Source organism: Endozoicomonas sp. SESOKO2, assembly GCF_024606245.1.
In the GTDB taxonomy this organism is placed as follows: domain Bacteria; phylum Pseudomonadota; class Gammaproteobacteria; order Pseudomonadales; family Endozoicomonadaceae; genus Endozoicomonas_A.
Map to the genome: position 1 here is coordinate 1 of NZ_JAHHPQ010000275.1, position 14,586 is coordinate 14,586.

Sequence of the window (14,586 nt, forward strand, 5' to 3'; positions counted from 1 at the left end):
GACGTCGTCCAAAATGCGCCTTTTGTTCTGAGCTGATATGGATATTATCAAACAGCTGACTGAGACTGGTCTGTTCGTTGACCTGAATGACCAAAGTTGCTTGCTGGTCGTGATTGATCCACTGACTGGCCTGAGCTTGATGCCGATACGTGACGGTATTAAAGCCGACGTGATCACTTGTATTAGTCAATAGTCGCTTATCATTTTCTGCCAGCCCCAGGGATTTAGGTTGCTGTTTTGAATGAGCAACCTCCAGTCGCGGCTGCAAATCTGTGGTCTCACGAATTGTTTGCAGTGAACCCAGTAAACGAAACCAGCATGCCTCAGTAAGTGGAGAAGTGACGGTGACAACCCCCCCCGCCCTAACCTGCTCCAACAGACACGTGTTAGGAACTGCATAACCTTCTCTAGCAATGGCAATTGGGCTCAGCCACTCCGCGATGTTACTCTGGTTAACGATGATCGGGTTCCCTGATGCATTGAGGGAAGGTCCATTATCCAGTTTTTTCTCAAGTTCTTTCTCACCCGAGTGGGAAATGCTCTGGAACAGTGAATGAAGCTCGCCATTCCCTACCGGCATCTGATAAAACTGGACATCGTCGGGTAACTGACAGAGCAACCCATTGCTCTCAAAGCTCTTTTGCGCCAACATCTGTCGAATCGCCTGCTCAAAGGCCAGGTCTTGCCAGTTGGCTCCTTTCAGAATCACTCGTTGTCCGGCTCTCAACGACTCAAGTTTGCCGGGGATGTGCTGAATTCGTCCCTGTTTATCCACTCCGGGGCCGCCCAGAAGTAACCGTCGCCAGCTAGTGTGCGAATGGCAGTCAATAACAACGGTATTGTCATCGTCCATAGCACTTTCGATAGCACTTCCTGTAACGCTTCCTGTAACACTTTCGGCACTGCGGAGTTCAGTTAATACCGGAGGAACCCCCTCGATCTCCATCGTTGAGTCATTGTCGTTTTGTGGATCGAACTGCCAGGTGTTTTCAGGTCGATTAATTCGCCGCCAGAAATCAGCGCCTGGCGCATCATCCCGCTGGCCAACCGATGCCAACTGTGCAGGGTCTGCCACCACAAGCAGATCAACATGCTCACCCAGAGAGCGTTTCGTCCTGCTGATTTTGTCGTATAGACAGGGGTTATCCGGGTCCAGTAGATCATTAAATTTTGGCAGATCGTCGCTGGTGAGCTTTCGGATATCCATCACCAGGGTGAGTGGCTGTGAATTTTCAAACAGCTTGCCTGAGCGCAAAATCTGGTGGCCATCGTCAGAAATGCTCAGTCGGCTGACCAGATTACCCTGTGAGAGGTCATCGGGGTGGGAGATAAGAGTGACATCACGATGTTCATCGCCGCTCCGGGCCATTAAAAGCTGTCGAATCTCATCATCACTGGCGACAAAACGAAAATCAAAGGAATAAGGGGTTTTGCGAAGCGAGGAGCCAGTTGAGGATACGGTTCTCGCTTTGTAAGGCAGTGTCATCGAAGGTGACGATCTACTGAGTTCGGGAGTGACCTCATTGCAGATTCCGACCCGCTCTTTTGACGATAACTCCTGCTTTGACGTCCTGTCTGGCAGGCTGCTGTGAGGCACCTCACTGGCAGGAACACGTTTGTTTATTGCCCCATCAATCTGACCATCCATAATCCATCTCACTCCTGTAATCTGAAAGACTGCATCAAAATTGTTTAACTCTATGACCTTCAGACAGGATGAAAGTTTCATTTGGATAAATACTCGTGGCCATCACAAATGCAATGGCTTCACTGAATATTCATGAACAGCACAGGGAACCAAATGGATAGACAATGATCTAAAATAATAAGCTATTTGAAAATTAACGATAGACAGGAGAAGAGATATGAACGGAATCACACCACCCAACAGCCCAAATAATCAGTCATCTAATCAGTCATCTAATCAGTCATCACCATATCAAAAAGCGACTGACGAGTGCCCTATTTGTTTCGATGCTTTCGACAAAAGAGAAGTCAAGGTTGCCGAACAATGCAAACATATGTTTCACAAAGACTGCCTGACTCGATGGTTATCGGAAAATACAACCTGTCCTGTATGCAGAACCAGTCTGATGGATAGGGAAGTACAGCCATTGCCTGCCATGCCCTTGAGATTTTCATTTTTCCCTCGTTTCGACGATCGGGTCGACGTCGCACGTTCTGCGGACACCCCAGCCCGGTTGGGTTCGCAGATAGCCTTCTCTGGATACGTGGGGAGGGATATTAATTTAGTGGATCACTCAGTCAGGGTTGACTACCCCTGATCAAAAGAAATCAATGGAGTATTCCTATGGGGGCGCCCGGCCCAAGGCGCCACTTTCCCACAATTTCGCACTGGTTCCTGTTTCGTCACAGGTTCCAATGAACCCGCTCCAGAGGCTAACACGCCACGTCCTGAGCTAAGATATTCCTGGCAGCATGAGTGTCATTATTCCCCGCATGACCACAAGCAACACATGTGAAGCCAGACTGTGACTTGCGGTTGTCTTTATGGACATGACCACAGGCAATATAGGTTTACAGCAAAGAGTCATCCACAATTCAAGCAACAGGACTTATTCTTCTGCCTGGTCATCAAGCCCAAAATGCAGGTATGCGTGCCTGGTGACCATACGCCCTCTGGGCGTTCTCATCATATAGCCTTGTTGAATAAGATAAGGCTCCAGTACATCTTCGATGGTATCTCGCTCTTCACTGATGGCTGCCGCCAGACTGTCTACCCCGACCGGTCCACCATCAAACTTTTCGATCATGGCCAACAGCAGTCGTCTGTCCATATGATCAAAACCGCTGGCATCGACATCCAGCATATTCAGTGCTGCATCGGCTGTCTCCTTGTGGATCACACCATTGCCCTTAACTTCAGCAAAATCCCGCACCCGTCTTAGTAATCGATTGGCGATTCTGGGCGTTCCCCTGGAGCGCCGGGCTATCTCTTGCGCACCTTCCTTATCAATACCCACCCCCAGAATTCCGGCAGAACGTTCCACGATATGAGTCAGATCCTCAATATTGTAAAACTCCAACCTCTGTACAATACCAAAACGATCCCGGAGTGGTGATGTCAGCAGGCCCGCCCTGGTGGTGGCTCCAATTAAGGTAAAGGGAGGCAGATCCAACTTAATAGAACGTGCCGCCGGGCCTTCACCAATCATGATGTCCAGCTGATAATCTTCCATCGCCGGATACAGCACTTCTTCCACCACCGGACTGAGGCGGTGAATCTCATCAATAAACAGAATGTCATTGGGCTCAAGATTGGTCAGCAGTGCCGCCAGATCACCTGCTTTTTCCAGCACCGGGCCAGATGTAGTTCGAATGTTGCTACCCATCTCATTGGCCAGTATGTGGGAAAGCGTGGTTTTACCCAGCCCCGGAGGACCAAATATGAGGGTATGATCAAGGGCGTCATTACGAAGCCTTGCAGCCTGGATAAAAATCTCCATCTGCTCCCTGACTTTTGGCTGCCCTACATAATCAGCCAGTTTTACCGGGCGAATAGCCCGATCCATCACCTCTTCCAAAGGGCTTTCCGAGGAGGATATCAATCGATCTGCTTCAATCATTTTCTAACTCATTTACCAGTACTCTCAGCGTACCATCTCCGGTCTGTTAAAAAAATAATGCAGCATTGGGAACAAAACGCTATTTTTAATCGTCCAAGCTGCAGCCGTGGCATTGAGATACCGGTGGGTGCGATGCCTTTTCAGCTAAAGGTCAATGGACTCCCAAGCACCCTGTTTTTCAATTCTGATTAAAGGAAGTACTCAGGATGAATACACATTTTGTTTCAGGAAAAGGCCTGACTAACTCGGTTCTGGCCTCCATGATGTTCGGGCTTGTGCCCGTCTATGTACAATTTATTGAACTGTCCGGAAATACCCTGTTCTGGAGCCGGATTGTTTTCAGTGCCGCCTGTCTGACAGTGGTCTGTAATCATATGGATCGGCTGCAGGGCTTCAGGGCTATTTTTCTTTGCCGTAAAACTGTCCTGATGCTATCTCTTGGCGGATTAATAGTAGGCTTTCAGTGGTGGCTGTTTGTTTGGGGCCCTGTGAATGACAAAACCCGAGATCTGTCCCTTGGCTATTTCTTGCTGCCACTGACTCTGGCATTAACCGGCAAACTGGTATTTGGCGAGCGACTCAACAAGACTCAATACTTTGCCATGGGGTTCGCCTCACTGGGTGTGCTTGCCATGATTTGGCAACAGGGCTCTTTACCCTGGGTCAGCCTGGCAGTGGCCGGTCTTTATCCGGTATATTTCATCATTCGCAAGCCATTAAAGGTCGACACCCTGCCCGCTCTGCTGTTTGAGCACCTGCTGTTCCTTCCAGCCAGTATTTTCATACTGATGAGCGATCACAGCTTTATGCAACACCTGACCCAGTCCGCCACTCTGTGGTATCTGCTGCCAGGTCTGGGACTGCTCTGCAGCCTGTCACTGATCTGTTACATCAACGCCTCAAGACACTTGTCTGTCAGCTCGTTTGGTCTGTTGTGCTACCTGGAGCCTGCTTTGATCTTCGTCGTAGCTGTGACTGTCCTGGGAGAAGGCTTCAACGCACAGCAGTGGTTAAGCTATAGCTTTATCTGGCTGGCTGCTGCAATCATTTGCGTTGACTCGGTCAGCAAGCTCATCCGGAAAACTGTCAACCAGACAAACAGGTGAGACTCCCGTGTCTCTCCTTCCAGATAATGTGAGGAAGCATCAGATCATACTTTTCAGAGCCTGACGAATCAGCTCTTCACTGGTCATACCGTCCTTGAACAATCTGCCAATGATTTTGCTGGCTTCCTGAGGCTTGTAACCCAGAGCCACCAATGCACTGACGGCTTCCTGTTCAATATCTTGTGCTGCGGCAGCCATTTCCCCACCAACAATCAAAGGCTTTTCTTCCAACAGGGGCGCTGACTGCCAACGATCCAGCTTATCTTTCATTTCAATAATCAGCCGCTCGGCTGTTTTCTTACCCACACCCGGCAGCTTGACCAGTGTGGCACTGTCTCCCTCCTTTACACAGCGTACCAATGCATCAGCTTCAATACCTGACAAAAGGGTCAGTCCAAGCTTGGGACCTACTCCATTGACCTTAATCAGGGTTCTGAACAATTCCCGTTCATCACGACTGCTGAAGCCGTAGAGAAGCTGAGCATCTTCACGCACGACAAAGTGGGTGTACAAAACGACTTCTTGACCCACTTCCGGCAATTTATAAAAAACCGACATCGGAGCTTCCAGTTCATACCCGATACCATAGGCTTCGATCAGCAAATGAGGAGGCTGTTTGTCAGCCAGAAGACCCCGAATTCTTCCAATCATGTCGTTTCCCAAATTTTTTATTTTCTGACCATGTAGTCAGAACACCTAACAATACGCTGAGAACCATGAACTCCTGAGGATTGCTCTTCTCTAATCACTGAGAGACATCAATCCAACAGCCTGAAGGAGCGGCCTCATGAGGAGACTTCGCACATTTTTGGGAGTACTCTGGCAAATCCTTCCTAAGGCTGGTCTGGCCAGTGAATACCATCCCGCTGTGACCGGCGGGGCTATTCCTATCCCTTTCATCCAGTCACAGAAATCTCTGTTGGTGGAGGCCCCTCCGGAGCGAATAGCAAATTCACCTAAGCTCGATAAGCCTGTTCGCAGTTTCACCGGCTATATACAGGGCTATACCAGCCTTCCTATGAGAGATCGGGCTCTGGTTGCTCTTCGAAGTGCCTACCTCTGTAATACCAGACACCTGATCCCGGACATTGCTCAATGTGCTCTGGACACCGGTCTGAAAGCCAGTGATGTACAAATGGTTGCTCGCGGTCTCCTGGCACCGGGCTGGGACAACCGCCAGCGCCTGTTACTGAAAACCACTGAAGAACTCTACAAAGAACAGATCATAGGTATAGAAAACTGGAAAGCATTGAAGAAAATCTATACGCCGCAACAGATTGTAGACCTGGTGTTTTGCATCGCTTCCTTTCACCTTTGCGTCCACCCAAACTAAGCCTGCCCCGTGAGACGACGACGTCGGGTACCTGTAGCACCTGCCATTCTGACCAGACTGGAGCGGGTATGAGCATGACAAAGAGCAACTGCCAGGGCGTCTGCGGCATCAGCCTGAGGAGTATCATTCAAGTCAAGGATAGACTTCACCATGTGCTTTACCTGGTACTTATCCGCAGAACCTTTGCCAACCACCGCCTGCTTGACCTGCCGGGCAGAATACTCCGACACCTCAAGATTATGATTGACCACAGCCACAATAGCCGCCGCCCTGGCCTGCCCCAGCTTCAGTGCCGAATCGGCATTCCTGGACATGAACACCTGTTCGACACCCACTGACTGTGGGGTGTAACGTTCAATCAGAGTACTGATACCTTCATAGATCTGCTGCAATCGCTCAGGCAAAGGCGCTTCCCGGATGCGAATACACCCGGAAGCCACATAATGTGTTTTATTACCTACTTCTTCAATTAATCCATAGCCGGTAATTCTTGATCCCGGATCTATCCCCATTAGGATGGCCATTCAGAATGTATTCTCAAGTCGGATATCGCGATTTTCCATGACAGCTGTTTGATATATCCCAAGAGTCACTGACTTCGGCAGCTCCTGCCAAAAACATCTGACAGACAGGAATTCTGTCATCATGATTACGTCAAAAGGATACTGTACATTCATACAATATACCAGTGATCCCACTGGGTATCAGAAACTTACAATTCAAGAACACTGAATTACCAAACTTGCCTGTGAGTAACGATAGAAGCAGCTTAGTATTTCTCTGGCAATGCTCTCATCGTGAAACCCTGGCAGGATCATTGCCCTTGCTCAAGACGGTTTTACTCCACAAGAAGATCCGGAAACAATCAATGCCCGATCTACTAAAAACATTATTGATTATCACTGGCATCATTGTCGTATTGTTTATGCTACTGATAGGGTTCAACGTCTGGGCATTCACTCATGTGTCTGCCGGGCAGGTATTTCCAGAACTAAAGCATGAAACCATTGTGATCAAGTTGCACGGTATTTGACCTCACTCGCAACACCGCAACAGCAAAATTTTTATATAGAAGCGGGAGCCCGACAATTTTTTATAAGAGCAAGAAAAGTAAAAGCAAAAAAAGCCCCGATACTTTCGCTGTCGAGGCTATTCACAAGGAAGGGATAACTTAACCCAGCTGCTCCATCACTTCAGCAGGAATATCAGCATTGGTGTAAACGTTTTGCACGTCGTCCAGATCTTCCAGACGATCCACCAGCTTCATGATTTTTTCTGCACCGTCTTTGTCCAGTTCCGTCTGGGTGGAAGCGATCATCGCTACTTCGCCACCTGCTGGCGTCAGACCTGCAACCTCTATGGCTTCTTTTACTGCCATGAACTCAGTCCAATCAGTGACTACTTCAATGGAACCATCGTCGTTAGTCACAACGTCTTCAGCGCCAGCTTCAAGAGCGGCTTCCATGAGAGTGTCTTCATCCAGGCCCGGTTCGAAAAAGATCTGCCCCTTGCGCTCAAACAGATAAGCAACAGACCCGTCAGTGCCAAGATTGCCACCGTGCTTGGAGAATGCGTGACGTACTTCTGCAACGGTACGATTACGGTTGTCTGTCAGGCATTCCACCAGAACTGCGATACCGCCAGCACCGTAACCTTCGTAGATGACTTCTTCCATATTGGAATCGTCATCACCACCGGCACCACGAGCAATGGCCCGGTTGATGGTGTCACGGGTCATATTGGCCCCCAGAGCCTTGTCAACCACCTGACGCAGCTTGGGGTTGTCCTCGATATTACCACCGCCCTGCTTGGCTGCTACCACCAGCTCACGAATGATCTTGGTGAAGATTTTGCCACGCTTGGCGTCCTGTGCCGCCTTACGGTGCTTGATATTGGCCCATTTACTATGACCTGCCATAGAAAATACCCTTTATCTTTTCTTGAACAGGCCGGTAAAAACCGGCCTTAAACAATTTATGAAATGGTCGCAGACGCTTTATGTGTCGCAGACGCTTTGTGTGTCGCAGACGCTTTGTGTGTCGCAGACGCTTTATGGATTGATCAGTGACTGGTTGCAGACGCCGGATCGCGACGAATACGGATGTTCAGGTCGCGCAGCTGGCCAGCATCCACTTCACCCGGAGCCTGAGTCAGCAGACACGCAGCAGACTGAGTTTTCGGGAAGGCAATAACGTCACGAATGTTATCGGTACCACACAAAAGCATAACCAGACGGTCCAGACCAAACGCCAGACCACCGTGGGGAGGCGCACCGTATTTCAGAGCGTCCAGCAGGAAGCCAAACTTCTCCTGTTGCTCTTGTTCCTCAATCTTCAGGATGCGGAATACCGTCTGCTGCATTTCCTGATTGTGAATACGAACAGAGCCACCACCCACTTCGTAACCGTTGATAACCATGTCATAAGCACGGGACAAAGCTTCCGCAGGATTAGCTTCCAACTCTTCAGGTGAAGTCGTTGGGGCTGTGAAAGGATGGTGCAGTGCAGTCAAACCACCGTCGTCTGCTTCTTCAAACATCGGGAAGTCGACAATCCACAGTGGCGCCCATTCTTTCGTGTACAAATTCAGGTCAGCAGCGATCTTGCAGCGCAACGCGCCCAGGGCTTCGTTAACCACCTTCTCTTTATCAGCACCAAAGAAGACGATATCGCCATTCCTGGCATCCAGTCGCTCCATGATCTTCATGGTGACATCGTCGCCCAGGAACTTGATGATCGGAGATTGCAGGCCATTGGCGCCACTTTCAATTTCGTTAACCTTGATCCAGGCCAGACCTTTGGCACCGTAAATGCTGACAAACCGAGTGTAGTCGTCGATCTGCTTACGGGACAGTTCAGCACCACCGGGAACTTTCAGAGCAGCTACACGCCCTTTCGGATCTTCAGCCGGTCCTTTGAAGACCTTGAATTCAACTCCGGCCATCAGATCAGCCACATCCAGCAGCTCCAGCGGGATACGCAGGTCCGGCTTGTCAGAACCATACAGGTTCATGGCCTGTGCATAAGTCATGTGCGGGAATTCGCCCAACTCAATACCGCCCACTTTCTTAAAAGTGCTCTTAATAAGGTCTTCAGCCATTTCCATGATCGGGGACTCATCCATAAAGGAGGTCTCAATATCGATCTGAGTAAATTCTGGCTGACGATCAGCACGCAGGTCTTCGTCACGAAAGCATTTTACGATCTGGTAGTAGCGGTCAAAACCTGCCACCATCAGCATTTGCTTGAACAGCTGAGGAGACTGAGGCAGCGCGAAGAACTTACCTTCGTGGGTACGACTGGGCACCAGGTAGTCACGGGCACCTTCCGGGGTAGCACGGGTCAGAACAGGCGTTTCGACATCCAGATAGCCGTGCTCATCCATAAAGCTGCGTACGGCACTGGTCAGCTTACTGCGAAGGATCATTTTTTCCTGCATTTCCGGACGGCGCAGGTCAACAACACGGTTTTTAAGACGAACTTCTTCACCCACATCGGTGTAGCCTTCGATCTGGAAAGGAGGTGTCTGGGCTTCGTTCAGGATGTCTACCTGCTTACCCAACACCTCAATCTCACCGGTGCCCATGTTGGTGTTTACAGTCCCTTCCGGACGAGGACGAACCAATCCGGTGATTTTCAGCACGTATTCACTGCGTGCTTTATCGGCAAGGGCAAAAGCCTCTTCGGTGTCGGGATCAATAACTACCTGGGCGATGCCTTCACGGTCACGCATATCCAGGAAGATCACACCACCATGGTCGCGACGGCGGTGTACCCATCCACAAAGAGTAACCTCCTGCCCGTCATGGGAGAGATTCAGTTCGCCGCAATAATGGCTGCGCATAAGATACCTCGAAACTGGGGAGCTATTCAGGTTCAGCACAGAATTATCAGAAATTTTGTGCCTGAATGTATGGTTTTGAGTCACTCCGGGTAAAACAACCTCAGTGCTCAAATAACCGAATTATTCACTGGCGGCTGCAGGGCCGCTCGAGCCCTTGGCAGGGCCCTGATGATCATTGGAGGACAGATTCTTCTTATTGCCACTCTTGAAGTCTGTTTCGTACCAGCCAGCGCCTTTCAGCCTGAAGGCCGGTGCACTCAACAGTTTTGTCAATTCAGGTTCACCACAGACACCACAGTCGGTCAGAGGCGCATCGCTGAAAGTCTGAATCACTTCCTGCACATCACCGCAACTTCCACACTGATATTCGTAGATCGGCATTGAATCTGTCTATCCTTTGTTTGCCATTGTCAGAACTGGGGCATTATACCTGAACCCTTGATTTTCACCAGATAGTCTCGGGGCCTATAGACAGGAAATGGAAACAGGATGAGGGATATTTTCAACAGCTGTAGCAGACTTTCCGAAAGGCCAGGGAGGGAAGTCCCTCCCCTCCTGCTTTCAAACTCGATTACTTTTACTGATTTGGATAGCTGCCTCCTGCTGTTTTTCCAGCGACTCAGCGACTTCCAGAGGAATCGATTCGAAATCCTGCAGATGCTCGGCAACACTCTTGCGTTGGGTATCCACATTCTCAGCCACTTCATCCAGGTGATCTTCTTTCATATCCTGGGTTTCTTCACCTTCTTCCAGCTTGGCTTCCATCCAGAGACGGGCAAAAATCTGCGGATTGCTTGCACCCTCAAAACTGAGGTTATCACCCCGGTGAGTCTCTGCCGCGGGGTTGGCTGCATCTTCAAGTGCTTTTTCTGAATGAGCACTATTCAGAGCAATAGCGAACCCCTCCCCGGCTGCAGGAAAGTTTCTTGCCTGTGGTTGATCATCAAGGCGCTGAGCAGCAATTCTCAGCTCAGCAGGGTCAGAGGGTGAGAACACCCGTCGCAGCGTCTCCATATCTTCAGCGGAGAGGTACTGATCAACGCCTTCATCACGTTCAATCTGGTTTTCCTCCAGCCGGACCTCGTCTCTTCTGAGCTCTTTATCCAGAGATTTTATTCCATCTTTGTTCTGCTCGCGCTTTCTGGACTCCCTGACCTGATCTTTCTGTTCCCTCTGTTCGAGCTCTTTGACGGTTTGCACACCTTCTTCACCGGTTTTCAATGCGGCAGGATCGAACCTCTGACGAATTCGCCCCAGCAGACTGTTAACACGAACAAACTCTTCCGTCACTGAGTTCAGCTGCCTGTTGGCTTTGAGCAAAGCGGCATGATCTGTGGCATTATTGGTTTGCAATGTTTGGATCTGCCCGCTCAGAGTATTAATTTCTGAGGTAATGCCTGCAATTTGATGCTCAAGCAAGGTTATTTCAGCCGTCAACCTGTCCACTAGGTTGTTGTTGCTGCTGCTGTTGTTGTTACCAGCATAATTGTTACCGGCATGACTGCCAGCATAATTGTTACCGGAATAATTGTTACCAGCTTGGTTGTTAGCGGCCTGATTGGACTGAGCACTGGCCAATTCTTGCAATTTCAGGCTTTTATACAAGGTCTTGTTTACCAAGTCTTCGACATAGGAATTACGCTGAGCCGTTTTGTCCGTTAAATCCTCGGTTCTGGATCGAATATTCCCTCTAAGAGAGTGGGCAGTAGCTGCACTGTCTTGCCTCCTGCTCTGTTCATAAACCCTGTTACTGAAGGTCTGATCGATCGATGCAGCACTGACCATAGCCTGAGTATCACTGATCATTCCCTTAATGATAAGAATGAGTGACTGGGTATCATTAATATCTATATCCCGGGCATCGAAACGACGATTGAATTCATGCACTGCTGCCCTGAAGCCATCCATTCTTGCGTCAAAGGCTCTTTGAAGAAAGTCGCGACTGTCTGCATTAGAAGCGCCAGGCTGATCCGGGCTAACACTGACCGCCTGACCATTATTACTGTTTGCAGAGTTGGAAACCGAGTTCGAGCTGCTGAATCCTTGGCTTACCTGACCCTGATTTGAAGCTTGAGATGCTTGCCCGCCCTGTTGCACAGGGGTCTGGGATACTCCGGAATTGGGATCGACTGGGTTCATAGTCACTTCCTCCCTGAAGGTTCTATCAGATAGTGTTTTAATTGTTTAGCCTGTTTTCGCTGCTCTTCCCAACCTTTGGAAGATTTCAGAATTTTCGCGGCATTTGCCAACGCTTTAACCGCCAGTTTGCGATTTTTCAGACGAATAAAGCACTCTGTCATACAAATGGATGGACGAGGGTCTCTGTTATCCAGCTTTTCGGCATAATTCAGTGCGGGTATTGCAGCAGCATCCTGATTTAAATGGTGAAGAGCCAACCCTATTCCCAGATAGTAACGAGGACTGTGATGATCCAGAAGAGCCAGATAACGAAAGACTTTGAGAGCTTCTGCATAGTGACCAATGCCGAAATAACTGAATCCAAGTTGGTAGATGGCTTCCATCTGATCTTGATTCAGCCCTCTCAATTCACGTATTGTCCCGCCCTGTTTTAAATAAGCCAGCCAGAGGTCTTTTCCTTCTTCAGCGTTTCGCTGCAAGCTGCTCATAATTCATCCCTGAAAAGTAAATGATCTCAATTCATTATAAACATTCATTTTTTACTGCCTTTCATTCATTAGTCTTGTTCAATCAATAAAAAGAAATTAAAAGAACAATTTTTTATTCATTAAGATAATTTGCAAAATACCAGATCACTGTTTTACTCAAGTACTCATGTTGCCTAAACACTGAATCAAATCGACCGAGCCTAATAACATCAGGTCTACATTTTTGCAGGAGTTATACCCAAGGGTTATCTCTGAGTGTTTATAAAATTCTATTAAACCTCAGGAAACACGAGGGTTCTGTCCAATGAAACCTGACGTTATAACCAAGGTGAATGCTTCTGTAGGCATTGCGTCTCTTTCTGCTGGCGCGCTGGCTGATTGAATGTAGCTACATTTAGGTTGGTTCGGGAGATTTCAAGGGCGTTGCCGGAGATGTGCAGAATGATATTCTTGCGCAATTTCCGCGACAATTATTATGGATACGAGGGCATGATTGACGTTCACCTCTGAGGAGAACAAACAGTCAATGTCTTTAGGGGTGGGAATGCTGGATGGCTTTATCAGACAAGGATGCGGGCCCGCTTAACGCTAGTACAAAAGATGTGAGATTTTTCTAAACCCTGTTGCATCCTGTTCAGGATTGTATAAGAATCACTCTTAGCCCTATGGGGAGGTTTCGCAGTACATTCCGTCCAAGCAGTACAAGGATATTGAAACCAGGGCTAGAAGAACACACATCGAATACAGCAAGGAGCTGAACACTAATGAAACTTGCACAAATCAGTGCACTGAGTGCTGCCATCTTTATGGCTACTTCTGCTCAGGCTAATGCTTTTCTGGACGACTCAAGCCTGAATCTGGAGCTGCGCAACTTCTCCCAAACTAAAACTAAGGACGATGGTTCTGCCGATTCTTCCAATTCTCAGTGGGCACAGGGCGTTCGTCTTGACTTCTCTTCCGGCTACTTTGAAAACATTGTTGGATTGGATCTGAGTGGACATTATTCAATAAAGCTTGGCGCTTCCAACATTGACGATTTTGTTGGCAATCCTGGTCTGCTGAGGGTCGACAGCGATGGCGATTCTAAAAGCTACGGCAAAACAGCTTACGCAATCAAGTTTAACCTGTTTGACATGGGTGTAGCGAAATACGGACGCATGTTCCTGGATACCCCACTGGTTAACGACTCTGACAGCCGTGTACTGCCAAGCCTTAGTGAAGGTTTTTATACAGATATTACTGTATCCGGTTTGTCAGCTCATGCTGCCTGGATTACCAAAGGTAATGGTAAAACTGAGTCAGGCTTTGAAGATTACGAAGTTAACGGAAGCAGTGAAGCTGTAAAAACGCTGGGTGGCGCCTACGACTTTGGCAATGGTCTTGAATTGAGTGCCGACTATGCCAGCCAGAGCAATTTTGCCGAGAAACTCCTGACCGAAGCCAGCTTCTCTACTGAAGCCGAAGGTGTGGAAGTGGGTGTGGCTGGTCAATATGGCCAAGTCGATCTCACCGGCGACAGCAAACCAGCAACCGGAGACAAGGGCCAATACACTTATGGTCTTAAAGTATCTGCTGGTGTAGGGCAGGCTGACTTTGGCGTTGCTTACACCAAAGTTGAGAGCACAGACTTAGGTGCCTACAAGTTCGGCTGGGAAGGCGGTGACGATGACACCGGTCACTTCGGTTATAACTCCATCCAGATCTCTGACTTCAACAGCAATGGTCAAAAAGCCTGGGGCTTCTCTGCAGGTTATGACTTTGAAGGCATCGTTGACGGTCTGAGTGTCAAGGGTATTTACGTCATGGGTGAGGCAAAGTCTGAGGACGAAACTGAGTACAACCTGGACATTAATTACGCCATTCCTCAGGTTGAAGGTCTGACTGCCCGCCTGAGATACGCGAACAATACTGTCGAAGCCAAAGGCGTAGATGATGTTGTCAAGACCGACACACGCGTCATCCTGAAGTACAACGTCGCTGTCTTCTGATCCGATCTTCAAAAGACCGACCTTATAAAGCCTCCGCACTAGCAGGGGCTTTTTTGTTGCCTGAAGAAAACGGTGAACTGACTTAAATCAACACACCATTAA

15 protein-coding genes are annotated in these 14,586 nt (G+C 48.8%); 5 read left to right on the forward strand and 10 right to left on the reverse strand.

The genetic code is table 11. The annotated features are described in order from the left end of the window. Window positions 1–1,648, reverse strand: a 1,648-nt coding sequence (locus KDK17_RS06385; protein WP_257287630.1) for a hypothetical protein, incomplete at its 3' end; no start/stop codon positions are given. A 217-nt stretch (window positions 1,649–1,865) separates the two neighbouring features. Here KDK17_RS06385 and KDK17_RS06390 point away from each other — a divergent pair. After that, entirely contained in the window at window positions 1,866–2,285 is a 420-nt protein-coding gene (locus KDK17_RS06390; protein WP_257287631.1) for an RING finger protein, read from the forward strand. A gap of 115 nt (window positions 2,286–2,400) precedes the next feature. On the opposite strand, the gene KDK17_RS19495 is transcribed toward KDK17_RS06390, so the two are convergent. Continuing rightward, window positions 2,401–2,532, reverse strand: coding sequence for a zinc ribbon domain-containing protein (locus tag KDK17_RS19495; RefSeq protein ID WP_368736463.1), 132 nt, complete (start codon window positions 2,530–2,532; stop codon window positions 2,401–2,403). Between the two features lie 44 nt (window positions 2,533–2,576). Beyond that, window positions 2,577–3,587 (reverse strand): Holliday junction branch migration DNA helicase RuvB, encoded by a 1,011-nt coding sequence (gene ruvB, locus KDK17_RS06395; RefSeq protein ID WP_257279895.1) that lies wholly within the window; start codon window positions 3,585–3,587, stop codon window positions 2,577–2,579. A gap of 206 nt (window positions 3,588–3,793) precedes the next feature. On the opposite strand from ruvB, the gene rarD reads away from it, so the two are divergent. Beyond that, window positions 3,794–4,693: an EamA family transporter RarD gene (gene rarD / locus KDK17_RS06400; protein ID WP_257279896.1), complete on the forward strand. Its 900-nt coding sequence runs from the start codon at window positions 3,794–3,796 to the stop codon at window positions 4,691–4,693. Window positions 4,694–4,732: 39 nt separating this feature from the next. Here rarD and ruvA read toward each other — a convergent pair whose 3' ends face one another. Further along, complete coding sequence (gene ruvA / locus KDK17_RS06405) at window positions 4,733–5,344, reverse strand: Holliday junction branch migration protein RuvA (RefSeq protein ID WP_257279897.1); 612 nt, start codon at window positions 5,342–5,344, stop codon at window positions 4,733–4,735. A 136-nt stretch (window positions 5,345–5,480) separates the two neighbouring features. On the opposite strand from ruvA, the gene KDK17_RS06410 reads away from it, so the two are divergent. Then, a complete protein-coding gene (locus KDK17_RS06410; protein ID WP_257279898.1) occupies window positions 5,481–6,026 on the forward strand; it encodes a carboxymuconolactone decarboxylase family protein in 546 nt (181 codons plus the stop codon). Here KDK17_RS06410 and ruvC read toward each other — a convergent pair. Continuing rightward, window positions 6,023–6,550, reverse strand: a complete 528-nt coding sequence (gene ruvC, locus KDK17_RS06415; RefSeq protein WP_257279899.1) for a crossover junction endodeoxyribonuclease RuvC — start codon at window positions 6,548–6,550, stop codon at window positions 6,023–6,025. The two genes, KDK17_RS06410 and ruvC, sit on opposite strands and share 4 nt — an antisense overlap. Window positions 6,551–6,894: 344 nt before the next feature. Between ruvC and KDK17_RS06420 the strand changes: the two genes are divergently transcribed. Next, window positions 6,895–7,059 (forward strand): hypothetical protein, encoded by a 165-nt coding sequence (locus tag KDK17_RS06420; protein WP_257287632.1) that lies wholly within the window; start codon window positions 6,895–6,897, stop codon window positions 7,057–7,059. A 138-nt stretch (window positions 7,060–7,197) separates the two neighbouring features. On the opposite strand, the gene KDK17_RS06425 is transcribed toward KDK17_RS06420, so the two are convergent. From KDK17_RS06425 to KDK17_RS06445, 5 genes are all read right to left on the reverse strand, one after another. Beyond that, entirely contained in the window at window positions 7,198–7,944 is a 747-nt protein-coding gene (locus KDK17_RS06425; protein WP_257287633.1) for a YebC/PmpR family DNA-binding transcriptional regulator, read from the reverse strand. A gap of 143 nt (window positions 7,945–8,087) precedes the next feature. Then, the gene (gene aspS, locus KDK17_RS06430) at window positions 8,088–9,869 is read right to left on the reverse strand and encodes an aspartate--tRNA ligase (protein ID WP_257287634.1); all 1,782 of its coding nucleotides are present in this window, start codon (window positions 9,867–9,869) and stop codon (window positions 8,088–8,090) included. 120 nt (window positions 9,870–9,989) lie between these two features. Beyond that, window positions 9,990–10,250 carry a zinc ribbon domain-containing protein gene (locus tag KDK17_RS06435; RefSeq protein ID WP_257287635.1) on the reverse strand — a complete coding sequence of 87 codons (261 nt, stop codon included), beginning with the start codon at window positions 10,248–10,250 and terminating at the stop codon, window positions 9,990–9,992. Window positions 10,251–10,430: 180 nt separating this feature from the next. Continuing rightward, complete coding sequence (locus tag KDK17_RS06440; RefSeq protein WP_257287636.1) at window positions 10,431–12,008, reverse strand: hypothetical protein; 1,578 nt, start codon at window positions 12,006–12,008, stop codon at window positions 10,431–10,433. 2 nt (window positions 12,009–12,010) lie between these two features. Then, window positions 12,011–12,496 carry a hypothetical protein gene (locus KDK17_RS06445; RefSeq protein WP_257279905.1) on the reverse strand — a complete coding sequence of 162 codons (486 nt, stop codon included), beginning with the start codon at window positions 12,494–12,496 and terminating at the stop codon, window positions 12,011–12,013. 764 nt (window positions 12,497–13,260) lie between these two features. Between KDK17_RS06445 and KDK17_RS06450 the strand changes: the two genes are divergently transcribed. Then, window positions 13,261–14,484 carry an OprD family porin gene (locus KDK17_RS06450; protein ID WP_257287637.1) on the forward strand — a complete coding sequence of 408 codons (1,224 nt, stop codon included), beginning with the start codon at window positions 13,261–13,263 and terminating at the stop codon, window positions 14,482–14,484. Window positions 14,485–14,586 lie beyond the last annotated feature (102 nt).